General features: G+C 32.5%; 18 protein-coding genes. 11 read left to right on the forward strand and 7 right to left on the reverse strand.

The annotated features are described in order from the left end of the window. Positions 1-99: 99 nt before the first annotated feature. The 3 genes from ACE939_RS09515 to ACE939_RS09525 all read left to right on the forward strand — a co-directional run bounded on the left by ACE939_RS09515 (position 100) and on the right by ACE939_RS09525 (position 3,210). Positions 100-546 carry a hypothetical protein gene (locus ACE939_RS09515; RefSeq protein WP_378185225.1) on the forward strand — a complete coding sequence of 149 codons (447 nt, stop codon included), beginning with the start codon at positions 100-102 and terminating at the stop codon, positions 544-546. 354 nt (positions 547-900) lie between these two features. Continuing rightward, complete coding sequence (locus ACE939_RS09520; RefSeq protein WP_378185227.1) at positions 901-1,590, forward strand: ABC transporter ATP-binding protein; 690 nt, start codon at positions 901-903, stop codon at positions 1,588-1,590. Between the two features lie 180 nt (positions 1,591-1,770). Further along, a complete protein-coding gene (locus tag ACE939_RS09525) occupies positions 1,771-3,210 on the forward strand; it encodes a sodium:solute symporter (RefSeq protein WP_378185229.1) in 1,440 nt (479 codons plus the stop codon). On the opposite strand, the gene ACE939_RS09530 is transcribed toward ACE939_RS09525, so the two are convergent. Further along, complete coding sequence (locus tag ACE939_RS09530; protein ID WP_378185231.1) at positions 3,187-3,546, reverse strand: CoA-binding protein; 360 nt, start codon at positions 3,544-3,546, stop codon at positions 3,187-3,189. The genes ACE939_RS09525 and ACE939_RS09530 overlap by 24 nt on opposite strands. A gap of 422 nt (positions 3,547-3,968) precedes the next feature. Here ACE939_RS09530 and ACE939_RS09535 point away from each other — a divergent pair, with 422 nt between their 5' ends. Further along, entirely contained in the window at positions 3,969-6,338 is a 2,370-nt protein-coding gene (locus tag ACE939_RS09535; protein WP_378185233.1) for a TonB-dependent receptor domain-containing protein, read from the forward strand. A gap of 172 nt (positions 6,339-6,510) precedes the next feature. Here the strand turns inward: ACE939_RS09535 and ACE939_RS09540 are convergent, their stop codons facing one another. From ACE939_RS09540 to ACE939_RS09550, 3 genes are all read right to left on the reverse strand, one after another. Beyond that, the gene (locus ACE939_RS09540) at positions 6,511-7,518 is read right to left on the reverse strand and encodes a 3-oxoacyl-ACP synthase III family protein (RefSeq protein WP_378185235.1); all 1,008 of its coding nucleotides are present in this window, start codon (positions 7,516-7,518) and stop codon (positions 6,511-6,513) included. Between the two features lie 273 nt (positions 7,519-7,791). Then, positions 7,792-9,099 (reverse strand): ABC1 kinase family protein, encoded by a 1,308-nt coding sequence (locus ACE939_RS09545; RefSeq protein ID WP_378185237.1) that lies wholly within the window; start codon positions 9,097-9,099, stop codon positions 7,792-7,794. Positions 9,100-9,138: 39 nt separating this feature from the next. Further along, entirely contained in the window at positions 9,139-9,810 is a 672-nt protein-coding gene (locus ACE939_RS09550) for a TetR family transcriptional regulator C-terminal domain-containing protein (protein ID WP_378185238.1), read from the reverse strand. Between the two features lie 255 nt (positions 9,811-10,065). Between ACE939_RS09550 and htpG the strand changes: the two genes are divergently transcribed. Further along, on the forward strand, positions 10,066-11,952 hold the full coding sequence (gene htpG / locus ACE939_RS09555; RefSeq protein ID WP_378185240.1) for a molecular chaperone HtpG: 1,887 nt from the start codon (positions 10,066-10,068) through the stop codon (positions 11,950-11,952). Between the two features lie 65 nt (positions 11,953-12,017). Continuing rightward, positions 12,018-12,692, forward strand: a complete 675-nt coding sequence (locus ACE939_RS09560; RefSeq protein ID WP_378185242.1) for an EndoU domain-containing protein — start codon at positions 12,018-12,020, stop codon at positions 12,690-12,692. Between the two features lie 87 nt (positions 12,693-12,779). Here the strand turns inward: ACE939_RS09560 and ACE939_RS09565 are convergent, their stop codons facing one another. Then, positions 12,780-14,732, reverse strand: coding sequence for an alpha/beta hydrolase family protein (locus tag ACE939_RS09565; protein ID WP_378185244.1), 1,953 nt, complete (start codon positions 14,730-14,732; stop codon positions 12,780-12,782). 279 nt (positions 14,733-15,011) lie between these two features. Between ACE939_RS09565 and ACE939_RS09570 the strand changes: the two genes are divergently transcribed. From ACE939_RS09570 to ACE939_RS09585, 4 genes are all read left to right on the forward strand, one after another. Further along, positions 15,012-15,800: a DUF6503 family protein gene (locus ACE939_RS09570; protein WP_378185246.1), complete on the forward strand. Its 789-nt coding sequence runs from the start codon at positions 15,012-15,014 to the stop codon at positions 15,798-15,800. 88 nt (positions 15,801-15,888) lie between these two features. Continuing rightward, positions 15,889-16,359, forward strand: coding sequence for a hypothetical protein (locus ACE939_RS09575; RefSeq protein WP_378185248.1), 471 nt, complete (start codon positions 15,889-15,891; stop codon positions 16,357-16,359). Beyond that, positions 16,356-16,703: a MauE/DoxX family redox-associated membrane protein gene (locus ACE939_RS09580; RefSeq protein ID WP_378185250.1), complete on the forward strand. Its 348-nt coding sequence runs from the start codon at positions 16,356-16,358 to the stop codon at positions 16,701-16,703. The genes ACE939_RS09575 and ACE939_RS09580 overlap by 4 nt, the downstream gene beginning before the upstream one ends. 8 nt (positions 16,704-16,711) lie before the next feature. Beyond that, a complete protein-coding gene (locus tag ACE939_RS09585) occupies positions 16,712-17,326 on the forward strand; it encodes an alpha-ketoglutarate-dependent dioxygenase AlkB (protein WP_378185252.1) in 615 nt (204 codons plus the stop codon). A 28-nt stretch (positions 17,327-17,354) separates the two neighbouring features. On the opposite strand, the gene ACE939_RS09590 is transcribed toward ACE939_RS09585, so the two are convergent. Further along, positions 17,355-17,768 carry a hypothetical protein gene (locus ACE939_RS09590; protein WP_378185254.1) on the reverse strand — a complete coding sequence of 138 codons (414 nt, stop codon included), beginning with the start codon at positions 17,766-17,768 and terminating at the stop codon, positions 17,355-17,357. A 143-nt stretch (positions 17,769-17,911) separates the two neighbouring features. On the opposite strand from ACE939_RS09590, the gene ACE939_RS09595 reads away from it, so the two are divergent. After that, a complete protein-coding gene (locus ACE939_RS09595) occupies positions 17,912-18,796 on the forward strand; it encodes an AraC family transcriptional regulator (RefSeq protein ID WP_378185256.1) in 885 nt (294 codons plus the stop codon). Here the strand turns inward: ACE939_RS09595 and ACE939_RS09600 are convergent, their stop codons facing one another. Next, positions 18,797-19,579: a S1/P1 nuclease gene (locus ACE939_RS09600; RefSeq protein WP_378185258.1), complete on the reverse strand. Its 783-nt coding sequence runs from the start codon at positions 19,577-19,579 to the stop codon at positions 18,797-18,799. Between the last annotated feature and the right edge of the window lie 130 nt (positions 19,580-19,709).

Raw genomic sequence — 19,709 nt, forward strand, 5'->3', positions numbered from 1 at the left:
CTCAACTTCTTGTGGCACTCTACGAACCAACATGGTGTCCACTCTCCATTTGTGTATTTACTCGTGACTTGTTGTATTTATAGTCGTACAAAAAACTCCTTGAATCGTAAGCTTGAGCACTATTATTTACAATCAACTACTATCAATATCAAAGAAGCAAAACTTTTGATAAGGTTGGCTTCGTATTTTGGGGTTAATTCAATTTTGATTGGAAATACTCTAAAAAACACATTAGGACCAATAATGCGGTTACACACCTCAAATTGCAAAAACGTAAATACCATAACAGAGGAACAATACGATCTTATACTTATAGATAGTAGCGAATTAGTGAGGTCAAAAAGCTTGCTCAATAAACTCATAGACGCTATGCATAATGACAGTATTTTAATATTGCGCAATATTTATGTACAATCAGAAAATGAAACTTTATGGCGTTCCTTACATAATCATAAAGCTTTTAATGTCTCTATAGATCTATACACCCATGGATTACTTTTTATTAGAAAGGAGCAAGTCAAAGAGCACTTTGTAATTAGATGGTAACCTCGTTTAAAGGATCGTTTGGGTAAGGTTTATTAGGTCTTTTAACTTTATTTCAAAAAATCCACTTGATAATGCTTAAATAAAAATCACGTACGCTCTATTTTTATAATCATCTGGTAGTTTTTACTTAAATTTTAAAGTTTTTTTTTGAATTACTCTTTCGTTACGCTGCTGTTGAAAATGATTTAAAGTATAATTACAATAATTGAAGGAAAAAATTGTAACTAATGACTAGAATTTGCGTCTTATTTTTAAGTTTAATGTTAGATGATATTAAAGCATCGTACTCTAGTCTCGATATTATATTTTATTTTGACGTCCTCAATATTAAAATTGGCATAACAAATTAATTGTATGGAAAATGTAATCGAAATTCGTGGAATTATTAGAAATTTTCAATTGGGACAAGAAACTGTTCATGTTTTAAAAAATATTGATCTTGATATTAAACGTGGAGAATATATGGCAATTATGGGACCCTCGGGATCAGGGAAATCTACTTTGATGAATTTATTGGGGTGTCTGGATACTCCTACCGCTGGAACTTATATTCTCAATGGGAATGATGTAAGTAAAATGAGTGATGATGAATTAGCAGAGATTAGAAATCGAGAAATTGGATTTGTGTTTCAGACCTTTAATCTTTTACCAAGAACAACTGCACTTGAAAATGTAGCTTTACCAATGATATATGCAGGAGCCTCTAAGAAAGAGCGCACCATGAGAGCTGAAGAAGTATTAACAGACGTTGGATTGGCTGATAGAATGGATCATAAACCAAATCAATTATCAGGTGGACAACGACAGCGTGTTGCTGTTGGGCGTGCCTTGGTCAATAAACCTTCTATCATTCTTGCCGATGAGCCTACGGGTAACTTGGATTCAAAAACAAGTTTGGAGATCATGCAACTATTTGATGCCATACATAAAGCTGGTAATACGGTGATTCTAGTTACACATGAAGAAGAAGTCGCTGCTCATGCGCACCGCATCATTCGTTTACGAGACGGCACTATTGAAAGTGATACTCGTAAAACATTATAAAACAAAAATTTGCGTTAGGGATAGTAGTGAAAATCCCGAAGTCTTGCTTAAACAAGACAAGGATTACAGCGAATAGCCCGCTCGAACGCCCTCGTACTTAATTTAATTGCGCACTATTTTATCTTGTGCATTGTGCATCAAGATTATTTGTATTTTGCGATACATTTTAAACTTTGATACATGCAACCTGTACAAATCATACTCTTAATTGGCGGATACTTTGGTGTACTGCTATTGATATCATACTTTACTGGAAAACAGTCTGGCAATGATGCTTTTTTTAAAGCTAATCGACAATCGCCTTGGTATGTCGTGGCGTTTGGAATGATTGGAGCCTCGTTAAGTGGAGTAACCTTTATCTCGGTTCCTGGTTGGGTAGAAGCATCACAATTTAGTTATATGCAAGTAGTCCTTGGGTATATTTTGGGATATGCAGTTATTGGTTCTGTTTTATTACCACTCTATTATAAATTAAATTTAACCTCTATTTACACGTATCTTGACAATAGATTTGGCCCCAGAGCTTACATAACTGGCGCCAGTTTTTTTTTACTGTCAAGAGTGGTTGGTGCCAGTTTCAGGTTATTTTTGGTAGCAAACGTCTTACAAAGTATTTTGTTTGATGCGATAGGGATACCTTTTTGGGTAACGGTAATTATTACTATTCTCTTGATATGGATGTACACCTTTAAATCAGGTATCAAAACAATTGTTTGGACAGATACTTTACAAACATTTTTTATGCTCATTGCTGTAGGGGTAGCTATTTATTATATTTCTGCAGATTTGGGATTACAGGGCACTCACTTATTGGGATATATTTTAGATAGTGATTTATCCAAAACGTTTTTCTTTGATGATTTTAAAAGTGCTAACTATTTTTGGAAACAGTTTTTATCAGGTGCCTTTATAGCCATTGTGATGACGGGCTTGGATCAGGATATGATGCAAAAAAACCTTACATGTCGAAGTCTAAAAGATGCTCAAAAGAATATGTTCTGGTTCACTATTGTATTAACTATTGTTAATTTTGTTTTTCTTGGATTAGGACTATTACTTACAGAATATGCTTCGCAACATTCTATTGATGTACATAAGGATCAATTATTTCCCGAAATTGCAACTCAGGGTACATTAGGAATGGGGATAGCATTCTTTTTTGTATTAGGATTAATTGCAGCAGCGTATAGTAGCGCAGATAGTGCACTAACCTCATTAACAACATCATTTAGTATCGACATTTTAAATATTGAAAAAAGATATGAACCAATCAAACAGATTGTAGTTAGAAAAAGAATACATGTTTTATTCTCTATAGTCCTAGTATTAGTAATTATTGCCTTTAAATATCTAATTAAGGACGAAAGTGTCATCGAAAAGTTATTTGAATTTGCTGGATATACGTATGGTCCACTATTAGGATTATATGCATTTGGACTGTTTACCAAATGGAAAATTCATGATATGTTAGTGCCTGTAATTGCCATACTTGCCCCACTCTTATCTTATGGAATAAGTGTACATAGTAAAACTTGGTTTGGGTTTGAGTTTGGTTTTTTTATTTTAATCTTAAATGGTTTACTTACATTCTTAGGGCTAATATTGATTCGTAGAAAGTAACACCAAGGTGCATGCAATCTCTATCTCGATTGCATTTTCTTTTAAAATTTTATACAACTCCGGGTTTTCTGTACCAGGATTAAAAATTACGCGTTTAGGTTGGAGAGATACAATATAATCATAATATTCTACTTGACGTCTTGGATTAAGATATAGCGTTATACTGTGGATTTCTTGATACATTTTTTTTTCGGTATCGATATTGATATCCGCAACTGTACCAGATTTTAAACCTAATGCTACTGTATCGATAGCATATCGACGTAAACGTTCAATAGCTAAAAATGAATAACGATTTGGCTTTGTAGAGGCACCGAGTACTAAAGTTTTTTTCATGAAATTTTGTGTTTACCTACAAATAAAGAGTTCTTTTTAAAGTTCAATAGCAAGTAAAAGTTAAAATATATCTTGATTATGTTAAAAGAAGGTTTTCGCTGTAACATCAAAAAACAAAACTCGTCTTACTAGTATAAGATATAATTTTTAATAGATTTAGTTAGTTAGTTAATTGTTAATAATCAAATTTTATTCATAGTTGATGGTTAGTGTTACTATTTGATTATTATAGAAAGCCGCTCCTTTAAAAAGAGCGGCTTTTATTTTTTAAAAAAAAATTGTAAATCCAATGTAACAATTTTTACATACTATCGTCTTACCTACATATACGTCTCATCAACGTAAAAAAATAAATCAACACAATTAAGTAGTTGGTTATACAAAGTACATTGTTAAACATCAATCAATCAAAAAACGAACTAATGAAAAAATCAACTCAGTATTTTACAGCTATTTGTATAGTATTCTTAACATACTTCGCAAATGCGCAACCTCAAAATTCTATCATGCTAGGATCTGTTAAAGGACAAGTTGTCGATAAGATTTCTAAAGAGCCAATTCCTTACGCTACAATTAGCATACACGATTCGAAAAACACCATTATCAGTGGAGGAATTACAACCGAAATTGGAAGTTTTGTTTTAAACGATATATCACGTGGTACTTACATTTTAAAAATTCAGTTTATTGGATATGAAACATATACATCTTCGCTAAGTATCCAACGAAAAAATGAAAATTTTGATTTAGGAATTATTGCATTAAACGAAGAAATAACATCACTTGACGATGTTACTATTGTAGCCGAACGAACCACCATAGAGCAAAAGATAGATCGCAAGGTGATTAACGTAGGTAAAGACCTTACAACAACTGGTGGCAGTGCTGCAGAGATCATGAACAATATCCCGTCTGTTAACATAGATCAAGATGGCAATATTTCTTTACGCGGCAATCAAAATGTAAGAATTTTATTGGACGGTAAACCGACAAATATTAGTGCCGAACAGTTACTAAAACAACTACCTTCAACGTCGATTAAATCAATCGAATTGATAACAAACCCATCTGCAAAATACAATCCAGAAGGAATGAGTGGCATTATTAATATCATTCTGCATAAAAATAGTACTATCGGTCTAAACGGAAATATAAATGTTGGACTTAACTTTGATGAAAATGCGCGATTTAATAGTTCGATCGATTTAAACTATCGTAGTGGTAAATTCAATCTGTTTGGAAATTACGGAAATACTACTCGTAAAAATTCGCAAGCTGGTTTTATACTTAGAGAAGATGAGCAGTCGCAACAAGTTTTTTCTTTTTTGGATAACACAAAATCTCATCTATTTAAAATTGGTATCGATTATTACTTAAATGATCATAATATAGTGTCTTTATATACAAATCAAAATCTCTATAAAGGTAATACTACGGGTATCACAGATATTTTATTTACTAATTTCTCACAAGATAATGTATCACAACTCCTAATTAATGAAGGAGAGAATACTACTTCAACCTATAATTTTGATTATAAACATACTTTTAAAGATGAGGAACATACTATCGAATTAGAGGTTGATTATAACACATTAGACCAAAATAAATCAGATGAGTTTTTATTTGAAAGCACTTCACCATCGGTAAAAAATTATATTGATCGTATCGATAATAAAAGAGAAAACACCACTATAAACTTAGATTATATAAATCCAATTTCTGAAACAGATAAATTAGAAGTAGGTTACGAGGCTCGATTAAGAAGAACTGAAAATAGATACATATCATCACTATTTCCAAACTCTCAATATGCGTATGATCGAGACATTCACTCTGGATATATTACTTACGGAAAAAAGTTGGAGCAATGGTCCTACCAAATTGGTGCACGAGTTGAAAGTTATGAAGTAACCGCTACTTTGGATAATCAGAAAATTTTTGAAGATGATTATATTACTGTTTATCCGTCTGCGTATATTAGTTATGCTCCCGAAGAAGATAATAGCTATCAATTAAGCTATAGTCGTCGTGTTGATAGACCAGGATTAAATCAGGTAAATCCAATACGAGAATGGAGTACACCCAGAATTACATCTGTTGGTAATCCTGCATTAGACCCACAATTTACCAATTCTATTGAGTTTAATTATACTAGAAAATTAGAAAAAGGTTCATTTACTGCTGGCGCTTTTTACAGACTGGTTAACGACGAAATTAATCAAAGACTTCTTGAAAATCCAGCTATTGAAAATGGACAAATACTAACGTATGATAATTTTGAGAACAACACGGCTTATGGTTTTGAGCTGTCTTCACAGTATAAGGTTAGTGCTTGGTGGCGGGTGAATGCTAGTTTAGATTTTTATGGCCAAACTCAAAAAGGAGTGGTGGAGCAAACTGCTAGAGAGGTGAATGCCTTTGTGTATAACTTCAAAATTAGCAACAGCTTTAAAGCTACAAAGAAAATAAGCTTTCAGCTTTTTGGATTTTATAGAGGTCCACAAGAAGGAATTCAATTTAAAACTAAAGAATTATATTTTATCAATACTGGAGCACGCTACAACTTTCTGGAAGGAAAAGGAACTTTTAGCATCAACTTTAACGACATTTTTAATACTCAAAAATTTCGTTTTAGCAGTAACATACCCTATCCTCAACAAGGACAGTTTCAGGGAGAAACCCAAACTATATACTTGGGGTTATCCTATCGATTTGGTAGCGGAAAGAACAGAAAGGTTGCGAGAAAAAATAGAGATTCTAATGAAAAATCTGGTGGCGGTATTCTATAATATATGTTAAAGTATTATAAATTAAAATAGTTTTTGTAACACCTAATCATTTAAATCGTTTTTACTATAAACAGCATGGTTATGATTTATTTGAATTAGCCTTTAAAAAATTTAACCAAAAAAAAACGCGAAACCTGTAAGTTTCGCGTTTTTTTGTTTGTAAGAAAACGTATTACCATTTTATAATGGCGCTTCCCCAGGTAAATCCGCTACCAAAAGCAGCTAAAACTACCAAGTCTCCTTCTTTAATTTTTCCATTTTCCCAAGCTTCTGTCAAAGCAATAGGTATTGAAGCGGCTGTAGTGTTTCCATATTTCTGAATATTGTTATATACCTGATCATCTGATAATTTGAATTGTCGTTGTACAAATTGCGAAATTCTCAAATTTGCTTGATGCGGAATTAGCATATCGATATCTTCAGCTTTGAAACTATTTGCTTTCAATCCTTCATTAATTACTTCAGAAAAACGTACTACTGCATTCTTAAATACGAATTGACCATTCATATATGGATAATACGGTATATCCTCTTGCGGATTTTCTTCAATGATTTCGGGTACCCAATGTTCTGTACTTGGCCCTATTAAAGATAGTTCTTTGGCATGCGCTCCTTCGCTATGTAAATGCGTGGATAAAACTCCATGATTTTTATCTTCGCTACGACTCAATACAGCTGCTCCTGCACCATCACCAAATATAACTGAAACGCCACGACCTCGTGTGGTCATGTCCAATCCTCCACTATGATTTTCACTGCCTATAATTAGCACATTTTTGTACATGCCTGTTTTTATAAATTGATCGCCTACCGATAAAGCATAGACAAAACCACTGCACTGATTACGTACATCCAAAGCTGGTATGGTACGCATGTTCATCATGTCTTGTACTTGCACTCCGCCACCCGGAAAATACATATCAGGACTCAATGTAGCAAAGATGATAAGGTCTATATCATTATTGGTTAATTTTGCTCTTTCGATGGCTATTTTTGCTGCTTTTACTCCCATTTTGGCAGTACTATTACCATCTCCTTTTTTTATGTGACGTCTTTCTTTTATTCCTGTACGCTCTTGTATCCACGCATCGTTGGTATCCATAACTTTGGATAGATCGTCGTTAGTGACTACATTGTCTGGAACGTAACTTCCTAATCCAGATATTTTTGAAGTATACATATATTTTATGTGTGTATTTTATGTAATTGCTAATAATTACATCTTTAATTTAAAAAACTGCAGGACAAGATATGTATATTAATGGTTTTGATAAAAGAATCTTCCCTTATTTAGTATGCATGCATACTAAATAATTAGTAAAACACTTCGTTCTCAATCTTTTCCTATCAATCAACTTTCATTTTTTTATAAAGCGAAAGGCATGCCAACCACAGCATACCTTTCTAACAACCTAACCAATAAATAAACAAACCAAGCTAATCAGGCGACTAGCTAAAGGTACCTTTCATAATTTTTGACCTCAACTGTGGCTTTTAGGTCATGTAATAAGTTATAGAGTCCAAAAAACGTTCTATTGATATAGAGAAAATGTTTACTTCCTCTATTACCATTCATTTTTCTAAGCTCGGTATCATTCGTATACTTTTCACTAAGTTCTGTAATTCCATCCCAAAAGGATGTATCTGCAAAATCAAAACGATCTTTATTAAATGGTGTTGTAAACAAACTTAACATCTCGTAAAAGAGTTGCGAAAAATAAACTCTTTCCTTTTCAGAATCATCATCACGCAAGATTTCTAATTCAAATAACTTCTTTTGAAAGAATTCAGGATTATCAATATTTTTTCTTTCTGCGAGCTCAAAATAAGGCGTGTAAAATTCCATAGGAACCTTTTTGACACAGCCAAAATCAATGGCTATTAAATTAGCATCATAATCTACCAAAAAATTACCAGGATGCGGATCGGCATGAACCGCTTTTAAAATATGCATTTGATACATATAAAAATCCCATAATGCTTGCCCAACTTTATTTGCTTTATCTTGATCCTTATTTACTTTTGCAAACTCACTTATATGAACACCTTCCATCCAGTCCATGGTAATAGTCCGCTCGCTTGAAAGCTCTTTGTAATATGTAGGAAACTTTAAATTTGGTATTTGAGAGCAAGCATCAGTAATTTGTATACTTTGCGATACTTCCAGAAGATAATCTGTTTCCTCCAATAACTTACCCTCTACTTCTTTAAAAAATTTTTCTGAGTCCTTGCCTTTCAAATTAAACATTCTAATTGCAATAGGCTTAACCATAGCTAGATCAGAACTGATACTGTCTGCAACTCCTGGATATTGGATTTTCACAGCAAGTTTTCTCCCAAATTTGGTTGCTTTATGTACCTGACCGATACTTGCAGCATTGACCGATTGAGTTGCAAACGTATCATATAATTCTTCTGGGTATTTACCGAGATATTTTTTAAAAGTTTTCCTCACTAAAGGAGCCGATAAAGGAGGCACACTAAATTGTGATAACGAAAATTTTTCGACATAAGCACTTGGCAACAAACTTTTCTCCATAGATAGCATTTGAGCCACCTTAAGCGCACTACCTTTTAAATTTTTGAGACCATCATAGATATCTGCAGCATTATCCTCGTTTAACTGGTCCTTAGTTATATCTGGATTCATTGCTTTTTTACTGTAATATTTCAAATAATTACCTCCTACTTTAACGCCAGTCTTAACGAGCTCTGTAGTTCTGCCTATCTTGGAAACTGGTATTTTATCTATTGTCTTCATAAGTAATTTATAAGTAAAAAATCAAAAATGTAATCCCTTCTACATGGTACGCTCTTTCCAAAGGAATTTACCTAAGTCAAGAATATTATTGAGCGGAGTATTGTCAAATACATCAAAAATTGTGTTTACCGATTTTTCGATAGCTACATCTGTCTTTTCAAATCCAGCAGAATCATCATGCATCCAAAATTTCAATAAAAATAGAAATTGAACCCAAGCACCCTCAGAAAAAACAGTAACTGGATTTTTTGTTAATTTAAATTGCTTCTCATTATTATCTTCTTCTATCAAGGTGGTAGAAAATTCTTTAATCTTCCTACGTAACCCTTTAAGTTGCTCCATATTCTTTAACATCATATCATGTTCGCTTAAAGCAAAAAGTATGTAGCTTCTGTTTAAAGTCAACATCTCAAAAAAGCTGTAGAAAAAAGTTAACATTTTTTCTCTACTGTTAAACTGATCATACTCTTGATTGGCATGCGCTACTTCTAGGGTCTTATCATATAGAATAGTCCAGATTTCTTTTTTTAACGCCTCGACACCCCCAAAATGCGTATAAAAATCTGATTCTATAATTTTGTTCAGCTTACAAAATTTGTAGATAGATTTTGGATAAGTCTCATGCTCCAATACATACTCCATATACATTGTGATGATATCAAATTTTGACGGAGATTTTTTTGTTGTTACTTTTTTCTTTGTGGCTGCCATAACTATTAAGTTTATGTAAAATTACTAATTGTTTACCTTTCAGGCGAAAAAGTTAAACAAATTGTTTGTTAAAGTTCTTTCAGAATTTTTGAAACTAATTGTACCATTAAATAACCTGCTATATAGTCGCTCACTCGATATCTTACTTACAAAGTAGCTTTAAAATGTCAGTTTGTCAGCAAATTAATCTTGGTATTTTTTTTGACTATACACTACTTAATTAAGTAAATAAATAATCACAAAATATCATTCTATATGGCTACAGGTAGTATTAATGTATCAGTTGAGAATATCTTTCCTTTAATAAAGAAATTTTTATATTCTGATCATGAAATCTTTTTACGAGAATTAATCTCAAATGCGACAGATGCAACTTTAAAACTAAAGCACCTTTCGAATATTGGTGAAGCTAAAGTCGAGTATGGTAATCCCATGATCGAGGTAAAGATTGATAAAGATAAAAAGCAATTACATATTATCGATCAAGGTATTGGAATGACCAAAGAAGAGGTCGAAAAATACATCAATCAGGTAGCTTTCTCTGGAGCTGAAGAATTTTTGGAAAAATATAAAGACAGTGCCAAGGATTCTGGAATTATTGGACATTTTGGTCTTGGTTTCTACTCTGCATTTATGGTAGCAGATAAAGTAGAAATAATAACTAAATCTTTTAAAGATGAGCCAGCTGCACATTGGATTTGTGACGGTTCACCATCGTATACTATCGAATCTGCAGATAAGCAAGATCGTGGGACAGAAATTATTCTTCATATCAGCGAGGATGAATCAGAATTTTTAGAAGATTCTAAGATTTCTGAATTATTGAGCAAATACAATAAATTCATGCCAGTTCCCATTAAGTTTGGAACTAAAACTGAAACGCTGCCAAAACCAGAGGATGCAAAAGAGGAAGATCCTGCGCCAACGCAAGAGGTAGATAATATTATAAATAATCCTAATCCTGCTTGGACAAAGCAACCTACAGAATTAGAAGACACAGATTACAAAAGTTTTTACAGAGAACTGTATCCTATGCAGTTTGAAGAGCCACTTTTTAATATACATCTTAATGTTGATTATCCCTTCAACTTAACCGGAATTTTATACTTCCCAAAGTTAGGACAGGACATGAATATGCAAAAAGATCGTATTCAATTATATCAAAATCAAGTATTCGTCACTGATAATGTAGAAGGTATTGTTCCAGAATTTTTAACTATGCTACGCGGTGTTATTGATTCTCCAGATATACCTTTAAATGTTTCTCGTTCTTATTTACAAGCAGATGGTGCAGTAAAAAAGATATCAAGTTATATTACGCGTAAAGTTGCTGATAAATTATCTTCATTATTTAAAAATAATCGTGAGGATTTTGAACAAAAATGGAATGATATCAAAATTGTTATTGAATATGGAATGCTTTCTGAAGATAAATTCTTTGAGAAAGCTGATAAGTTTGCTTTATACCCAACGGTAGATAATACGTATTTTACATTTGAAGAATTACAAGAAAAAATTAAAGATACACAGACTGATAAAGATGGTAAGACTGTTATTCTTTACACCTCTAATAAGGACGAACAACATGCATATATTGAGGCTGCCAAAGGTAAGGGTTACGAGGTTTTATTGCTTGACTCCCCTATTGTTTCTCATTTAATTCAAAAATTAGAAACTAGTAAAGAGAACATCTCTTTTGTTCGTGTTGATGCAGATCATATCGACAATCTGATTAAAAAAGATGAAGAAAAAATCTCCAAACTATCAGATGAAGAAAAAGATGCACTCAAAACAGATTTAGAAACCGTTGTTCCAAAAGAAAAGTATACAATACAATTAGAAGCAATGGATAGTAATGCATCGCCATTTATGATCACACAACCCGAGTTTATGCGCCGTATGAAAGAGATGCAGCAATCTGGCGGTGGTGGTATGTTTGGCATGGGTGGCATGCCTGAGATGTATAATCTTGTGGTAAATACTAATCATGACCTTATCGGACAGATTCGAGAGGCTAAAACAGATAAAAAGAAAGAACGCTTGATCAAACAGTCATTAGACTTGGCAAGGTTGTCACAAAATTTATTGAAAGGTGAAGAACTTACAAACTTCATTAATCGAAGTTTTGAAATGATCAAGTAAAGAGGATCATTTTAAGCCGCTATTTTTTTCAAAAAAAATAGCGGCTTTTTTGTATCTTTAATCTAATGATTAAATATTCATTCTATATACTAAAGCAAATATCAACCACAGACAAACAAGGTTTATCATCAGGACCAATAATTACAAAAGTTCCGAATCATTTAGTTCATTTTTTTGAACAAAAAATTTTGAATTTTAAACAAGGAGACGGTCCTTTTAACTCACTTCGTGCTCTAAAAAAAAACTCTGTAATTTTCAAAAATATTGCAAGCACTAATAGTAAAAGAGCTCAGAAAATCCTTAAAGAAAGTAATATAAATGAGGTGAAAAATTTTATCGCTACTCCAAAAAATCAAGATTACAATCCTGAATTGATAGATTTAATAGATCATTGTATTAGAGGAAGAGTGTCAAATGGTAATATAACTGGAGTGCACTTTTATGATGAAGATAGAGTAAGAATTTTGGAAATAACCAATAAAAATATTGAGACTGGAGTATGGGAGGCTAAATTTCAGTATAAACATCCTTTTAATCATAAATGGATAACTAAGGAGACTGAAAGCACATTTTTTCCGAAAAATTGGAATCTAACTAAATTGTTTCAAGAAGTTCATTTCGCTTATAGTGAAAAAGTTAAATTTTCCAATAATAAATTTAGAGGAATAACTTCTCAGGGAATTCATATAATATTCGTTTACAATAATGGAAAACCGAAATCAGTATATCCTTTACTATAAATATCTTACAATTAAATATAACAAACCCTGCTCGGATCACATCCAAGCAGGGTTTAATTTTGTCTTTAGTTAAATTCTGTTGACTTACTATTGCAAATGCTTAGCCAAAAACCCCATCATGGCTTTGTACATTTCAATGCTATTTTCTTCTTTTGCAAAACCATGTCCCTCATCATACTTAACCATATAAGGTGTTTCAAAACCTTTGGCACGTAGCGCTCGTACAATTTGATCTGACTCATCAATATTGACTCTAGGATCATTTGCTCCTTGAACCACAAAAAGTGGTTTTTTTATCTTATCAATTTGAAAAACTGGAGATACTTCTCTCATTATTGTATTTTCTTCGGCTATGTCTTCATCATACCAGATTTCTTTTATAATTTTAAGATAGGGCTTCCAATAAGGTGGTATAGTTTTCATAAATGAAAATAAATTAGATACCCCTACATAATCAACTCCGCAACAATATAAATCTGGTGTCTTAGTTAAACCTCGCAACACTGCATATCCACCATGGCTACCTCCATAGATTGCTATTTTTTCTTTATCAATAGATCCTTGATTGATTACATAGTCAATTCCATCCTCGACATCATCCATTGCCTTGCGACCAATTTGTTTAAATCCAGACTCCAAGAACTTTCTACCATACCCTCCAGAAATCCTAAAATTAACTTGAAGCGTAGCGTAGCCCCTACTAGCAAATAATTGATTTTCGGGATTAAAACCCCACGTATCACGTATACCTTGCGGACCACCATGTGGGTTTACAATTAAAGGCACTTTTTTTAAGGACGCGATATTATTTGGTAATGTTAAATAACCATAGATAGTAATCCCATCTCTACTCTTAAATGAGATGGGTTGCATTGTAGCCATCTCTTCCTCTTTAAGCTGAGGCATCAAATTATAAAGGAGTTCAAACGAATTTTGTGCAACATCATATACATAATACACGCCGTATATTACATCACTTTGCACATAAATTAAATACTTATCTTCACTATCGGTCTTATCTGCAATTGCATATTGCTGATCTGGAAAACGCTTAGTAATAGTATCATGTAATTTAGTATAAAAGGAACTAACAGGATGTATGACTTTTTTCTCTCCTTGAAACGAAAAATAATCAAGCTCAAAATTGCGTTTTCTTGACAAACCAATACCCGACACATCGTAAAGTGAATCAGAAAATAATTTTTTAATTATCGCATCTTTTTTAAGATCGTATAAATAAATTTCCGAGCGATCACTTGTAAGATTCGATACTACATAAGCTTCGTGTTTATTCTCTGGGTTATAGGAGAAACTTTTGATAGAGAATGTATCCTTCCAATTGAGCTTTTTAATACATTCATATTGTTGATTCTCTTTGGCATAATAAAGTTCGATATCCACGCCATTGAGTAAACGTGTATACCCACGTAGCTCACCATCCTTATCAAAAATATAATCCATTATTGGGTACTCGACATTATCATTTTCATAGAGCTGTTTTAACGCTCCCGTATATATGTTAATTCGGTAAGGCTCGAACACCTCTTTATTGGTTTTATTCATCCCAATTATTATATGTTCCTTATCCTCCTTCAGCATTTGCAAAATTTGAACCTGTACGCCATCAAAGGGTGTTAATTCTTTTGTATCCGATCCATCTACATTGGTGGCAAAAACGTGATAGTTTTCATCCCCACCAGTATCCATGATAAAAATCAAACGCTTCTCATTGGCCCATCCATAACCGCGAATTAATTCGTCTTGCTCCTCTATAGCACGCGTAATTTCACCGTTTTTCAGGCATTTTACATAAACATGATTTTTTTTGTTCTCATCTTTCTCTTGATAAGAAAGGTACATGCCATCGGGAGACAACTGAAAACTTTTGGCCTTCGGTTTAGCAAAATAATCCTCAATAGTATACATATAGTTTCCTTTATCAAATTCACTTAATTCAATGAGTTCTTCGGGTGAACTCACTAATGAAGTATCACCTGGTAAGTTCTTTTCGTTTTTACTGTCTATCTGTGCACTATTCATAAATTATAACAATTTCATTTTTTAAAGTATTTCAAAAATACCATTATGGTTTATGATTACATAATGAACGTTTGAATTACAGTTTATTTTTATCATCTAAACGACTAAGATTTTTAAAAATTAAACATAGTAATGTTACAATTATCTTAATATTCGATTCGAACAGTAAGCATTTTGTACTTTTAATAGCTAAAGTGTATAACACAAAAATTAATTATAAGAATGATACATAAACTAACCCTAATTTTACTAATAATAAGCACACTAAGCTGCAATACAGTGAAAAAAGAAAAAATTACAGATGAGCAATCTGATCAAGAAATGATTCCTGTTGAATCTAACGGAGGTATTGGTGACGGTGCCGTTTCAATTGCTGATCATTATGTAAGTAGTATTGAAACGGCACATAAGAAAGATCAATTTATTGATCATAAGATAGTAAGTTTTCATCTTGATTTGATGTTTGGAGGCAAACAACGATTGGATGCCAAAGTAACAATGCTTACAAATTCGTCTAAAATCAGAATTGATAAGAAAGACGGTAGTAAATTAATATTTGATGGCACAGAGGCGTATCTATGCCCTATAGATGCAGATGACAAAGGAGCCAGATTTGATATGTTTACATGGACCTACTTTTTTGGTTTACCCTATAAACTAAACGATGCAGGCGCAATTATTGAAATGGCAGGGGATAAAAGTTTAAATGACACCTTATATAGTACGGCAAAAATGACTTTTACACCTGGAACTGGGGATGCGCCAGATGATTGGTATGTATTGTATAGAGATAACACCTCCAATTTATTAAAAGCGGCTGCATACATTGTTACCTTCGGACGTGAAGAAGGAGACGACAAAAAACCTGAGCCTCATGCGATACAATACAAGAACTACCAGACAATAGCAGGAATACCTATTGCTATGCAATGGGAATTTAATAATTGGTCTGAAGCTTCTGGAGTCGCTGAAAAATTGGGAGAAGCCATTATTAGCGATGTTACCTTTTTAAAAGAGGAAGGCAATTTATTTGCTACACCAGATAATGCAAAAAAAATAACTATGTAAAACTCTTATAACTTTCTTACGAAAATACCGCGTAATAGCGGTATTTTTTTGTATCTTTAAGAAGATCTATAAATGATTTTTTTAAGTTATGACACCCTTATGTAATAAGCTCAAGTTATCTTATAATCTCGATGAAATTCTTATTTTGAATGAACCAGAAGGATTTTCAATAGCTTTAGAAAAATTACCTAATCTAACTATAAAAGAGTCATTAGTTCAAGTTTCTAGAGTAGATTTTGCGATCGTTTTTATTAATGATGATACAAAAATTGAAAATCAGATAGAAACACTTTATCCAAAGCTTATAGGAGATGCCATTCTTTGGTTTGCATACCCTAATGAAACTCCACTTCGCTTTAAGTTGGATACCTCAACTTTTTATAATTGGCAAATCTTAGAAGATTATAATTTAATTCCAGTAAAAAAAATAGTTATGAATAGTGATTGGCTAGCTATTCGTTTCCGAAAAATTGACTACACTAATGCATATATCAGATTAAAACAAAAATTTAATAGTTACAAAAAGTTCAAACAGAATAAAAAGTCAAAAACTACATGACCTGGCATCTATATCTTTTATCCTTCATTTTGATTGTCGCAGGTTTTTTTCACTTGATAAAACCAAAAGCGTTTATGCGTATTATGCCACTTTATATACCTTATAGAAAAGTGTTCGTTTATTTGAGTGGCTTAGCAGAAATATCATTAGGATTACTTCTTATATTTAGTACAGTCAAAACATATACATTATGGTGCGTCATTATTTTATTGATATTGTTTTTTCCTGTGCATATACACATGATACTTAATAAAAAAGCAAGTTTAAACTTACCCAAATTTGTATTAGTATTGAGGTTTTTACTACAATTTATTCTTATTTACTGGGTATATCAATACGCATAAAAATCACAATGTCTTTATTGCTTTTTGAAAATACTAATGAATTTATCAAGCTACCTATGCCAGATGCAAACGTAGTGTACAATGTTTCATTTTTGCCCCCTACTGAAGCAAAAAATCTTTTTGAATATCTCTTGTCAACTATCCCTTGGCAACAGGATCAAATTACTGTATTTGGTAAAACTCATTTACAGCCAAGATTAACAGCTCTTTTTGCAACAAATAACAAACCTTATAGGTACTCGAATGTTATAATGCACCCTCACAAAATGCCTCCGGTTCTACAAGAGCTTTTAGCTTCCATTAATAAACATTGCGACGTAGCATTTACGACTTGCTTGGCAAATCTATATCGTGATGGTCAGGACAGTAATGGATGGCATGCTGATGATGAGAAAGAACTAGGATCAAATCCAATAATAGCATCGCTAAGTCTAGGTGAAGCACGTTGGTTTCATTTTAAACATAAAACCGATAAATCATTAAAAAAAAAGGTATGGCTAACTTCTGGAAGTTTGCTTATAATGGGAGACGGTACACAAGAAAATTGGCTACATCAAGTCCCTAAATCAAAAAAAATTACCAACCCTCGCATTAACTTAACATTCCGAAAAATTCTGGAATAGAAATCAAAAATATCCACTCTAACATACGTTATAACTTCATCGACCAACTATCTGTTTTATCAGAACCCCTAAGATTGTAACGCTCATTTATGTATAAAGTTAATGTAACACTTAGTAGTATTATATGCGTCGTTAATAAACTTTCTTCTTTAGCATCTAATAAGAACAAAATGATTCCCGAAAATAATATAGTTGCGACCCACAAAACAGGTTTTATAAAAAAATCTAATAGTAAAAAAAAGCCAATAATAAATTCGATAAAAGGAACCAAAGGCCCTAGCGCTTTTAAAATTTCTAAATTGAAGAAAGTTGTCTTCGTAAAATAGGAATTAAGTCTCAGTAAAAAATTACTGTAGTCATATACATTAAAAGTACCATGAAAAAATAAGAATAATCCAAAAATAATCCTTGGTAAAATATAAACTAAGAATGTTAATTTCATAGCGATCTAAGTACCCTTCATTTGAGATACAAAGATACTACCCCATTCTAGTTAAACTACATGTAAAAACGTGCAGAAAACTTGTAAAAATAGTACACCTATAATCTCATCATTTTTTCGTAACTTTAAAAGAAACATTTGCTATGACGCGTTATTCTTTGCATGAAATTTTTGTTGTTCATCAATATTCTTCTGACAATTGGGAAAAAGAGCCGCATAATCATAATTATTTTGAGATTATTTTTATTGAAAACGGCAGAGGATATCATACTATAAACGGAGTCAAAGTACCTTATCATCCACAAAATATATTTCTCTTAGCTCCGGAAGACACACATCATTTTGAGGTGCTTCAATCCTCAACTTTTACCTATTTTAAGTTTACAGAATTACTTTTTTCGAGCAAAGTTAATCTTCCAGATAGAAAGTACTGGTTACAACGTATAGAGCAGTTATTACATCAACCTAACCTTATTCCTGGGGATGTTATATTTAAAGATGAAGATCGGGGTATTATCTGGGATATTCATGATTTGGTTTTAACCGAATTTAAGAATGAAAAAATCTATTATCAAGAAATAATATCTAATGCAATAAGCACTATCCTTAGTCTTATAGTGCGTAATATATCTGAGAAATATCATCATGAGGATAAAAGCAAAATTTCAACACCTTCAAAAATTGAAAAAATCTTAAGCCATATTAGACAAAATGTATATGATAACGAGCGTACCAAGATTAATTATTTATCCAATAAATTTAATATGTCTCAAAGCTCAATCAGTACCTATTTCAGAAAGAAGACTGGAGAGTCCATACATCAATATGTCACTCAATACAAAATGAAACTAGTCGAATATCGACTGCAACATACAGAGTTTACGATTGCAGAAATAGCCTATCAACTTGGATATACTGATGAGAGCCATCTTACAAAAACGTTTAAAAAATATTTTAATAAATCTCCCAAACAATATCGTGATGAGATATCCGACTCCACAATTCATGCGTCGGTCGATAATGAATAATTATCCAAAAATGCGGTTGAGTATTGCTGCCAATCTAGCCCCACCTTTTTCTAGTTGTTGCTGCACTATTTCAAAATGATCGTACATGTAACGATAGCCTAGTTTGTCCCCACTTTGCGCAGAATCATAGACTGCTTTGGCAAGGTTCTGCGATTCGTAACTCCAATCTAACAGAGTACCTTGAATCACTTTTTTATATGTTTTCTTAGAAAATTTTGTTGCGTTACTAGCTAATTCGGTATAACTCATTCCATTATGATCAATCATCTCGCTATCCCATACTCTATGTAAATTTGAGCCTTTTTTGAACCACTGTACTTGGATATCATTACCTCCCTTATCCTCTGCTCTACCAACATGTAAGGGTTGATGTAAATCACCTATTAAATGAATTAGCATTTTTAAATAAAAAGTCTTTTCTGATTTTGCAGCGGTTTTTGTATTTAGAATTTTGACACAAAACTCTATACCTTGTAAAATATCTCCGCCAGAATAAGCTGTTTCTTTCCTGTACTTTTCTCCAAATTCAAAATTAACATAATGCCAAGGTCCAAATTTTTTGAAAGCTTTGTCACTTTTAATATCATCTGCAAATGTAGACACCCATGCTATTGAATTTCCATCGAGTAAAGAACCTATTGCTCGAGCTGCTCGTTTGGTCAAATATTTTTCGGCAATTTTTGCGGTTGTTCTATGTCCTGTTTTTCCCCAATCATCCTTTGCTACACTATAATTTATAGTAAGCATTGTAAGCATAAGATAAAGCGTACAGTGATATTTCATCGTTAAATTTTGAAGCAAAGATAAAAAAGGCTATGTTAGTGCACTATTAAATTATAAATTTTCGTTTAGCTCTTATTACACATTTTAAAAACTTAAATAATAAAAAAAACAGCCCAATGTCTGTATTACA

It is taken from the genome of Aquimarina rhodophyticola (assembly GCF_042434915.1).
In the GTDB taxonomy this organism is placed as follows: Bacteria; Bacteroidota; Bacteroidia; order Flavobacteriales; family Flavobacteriaceae; genus Aquimarina.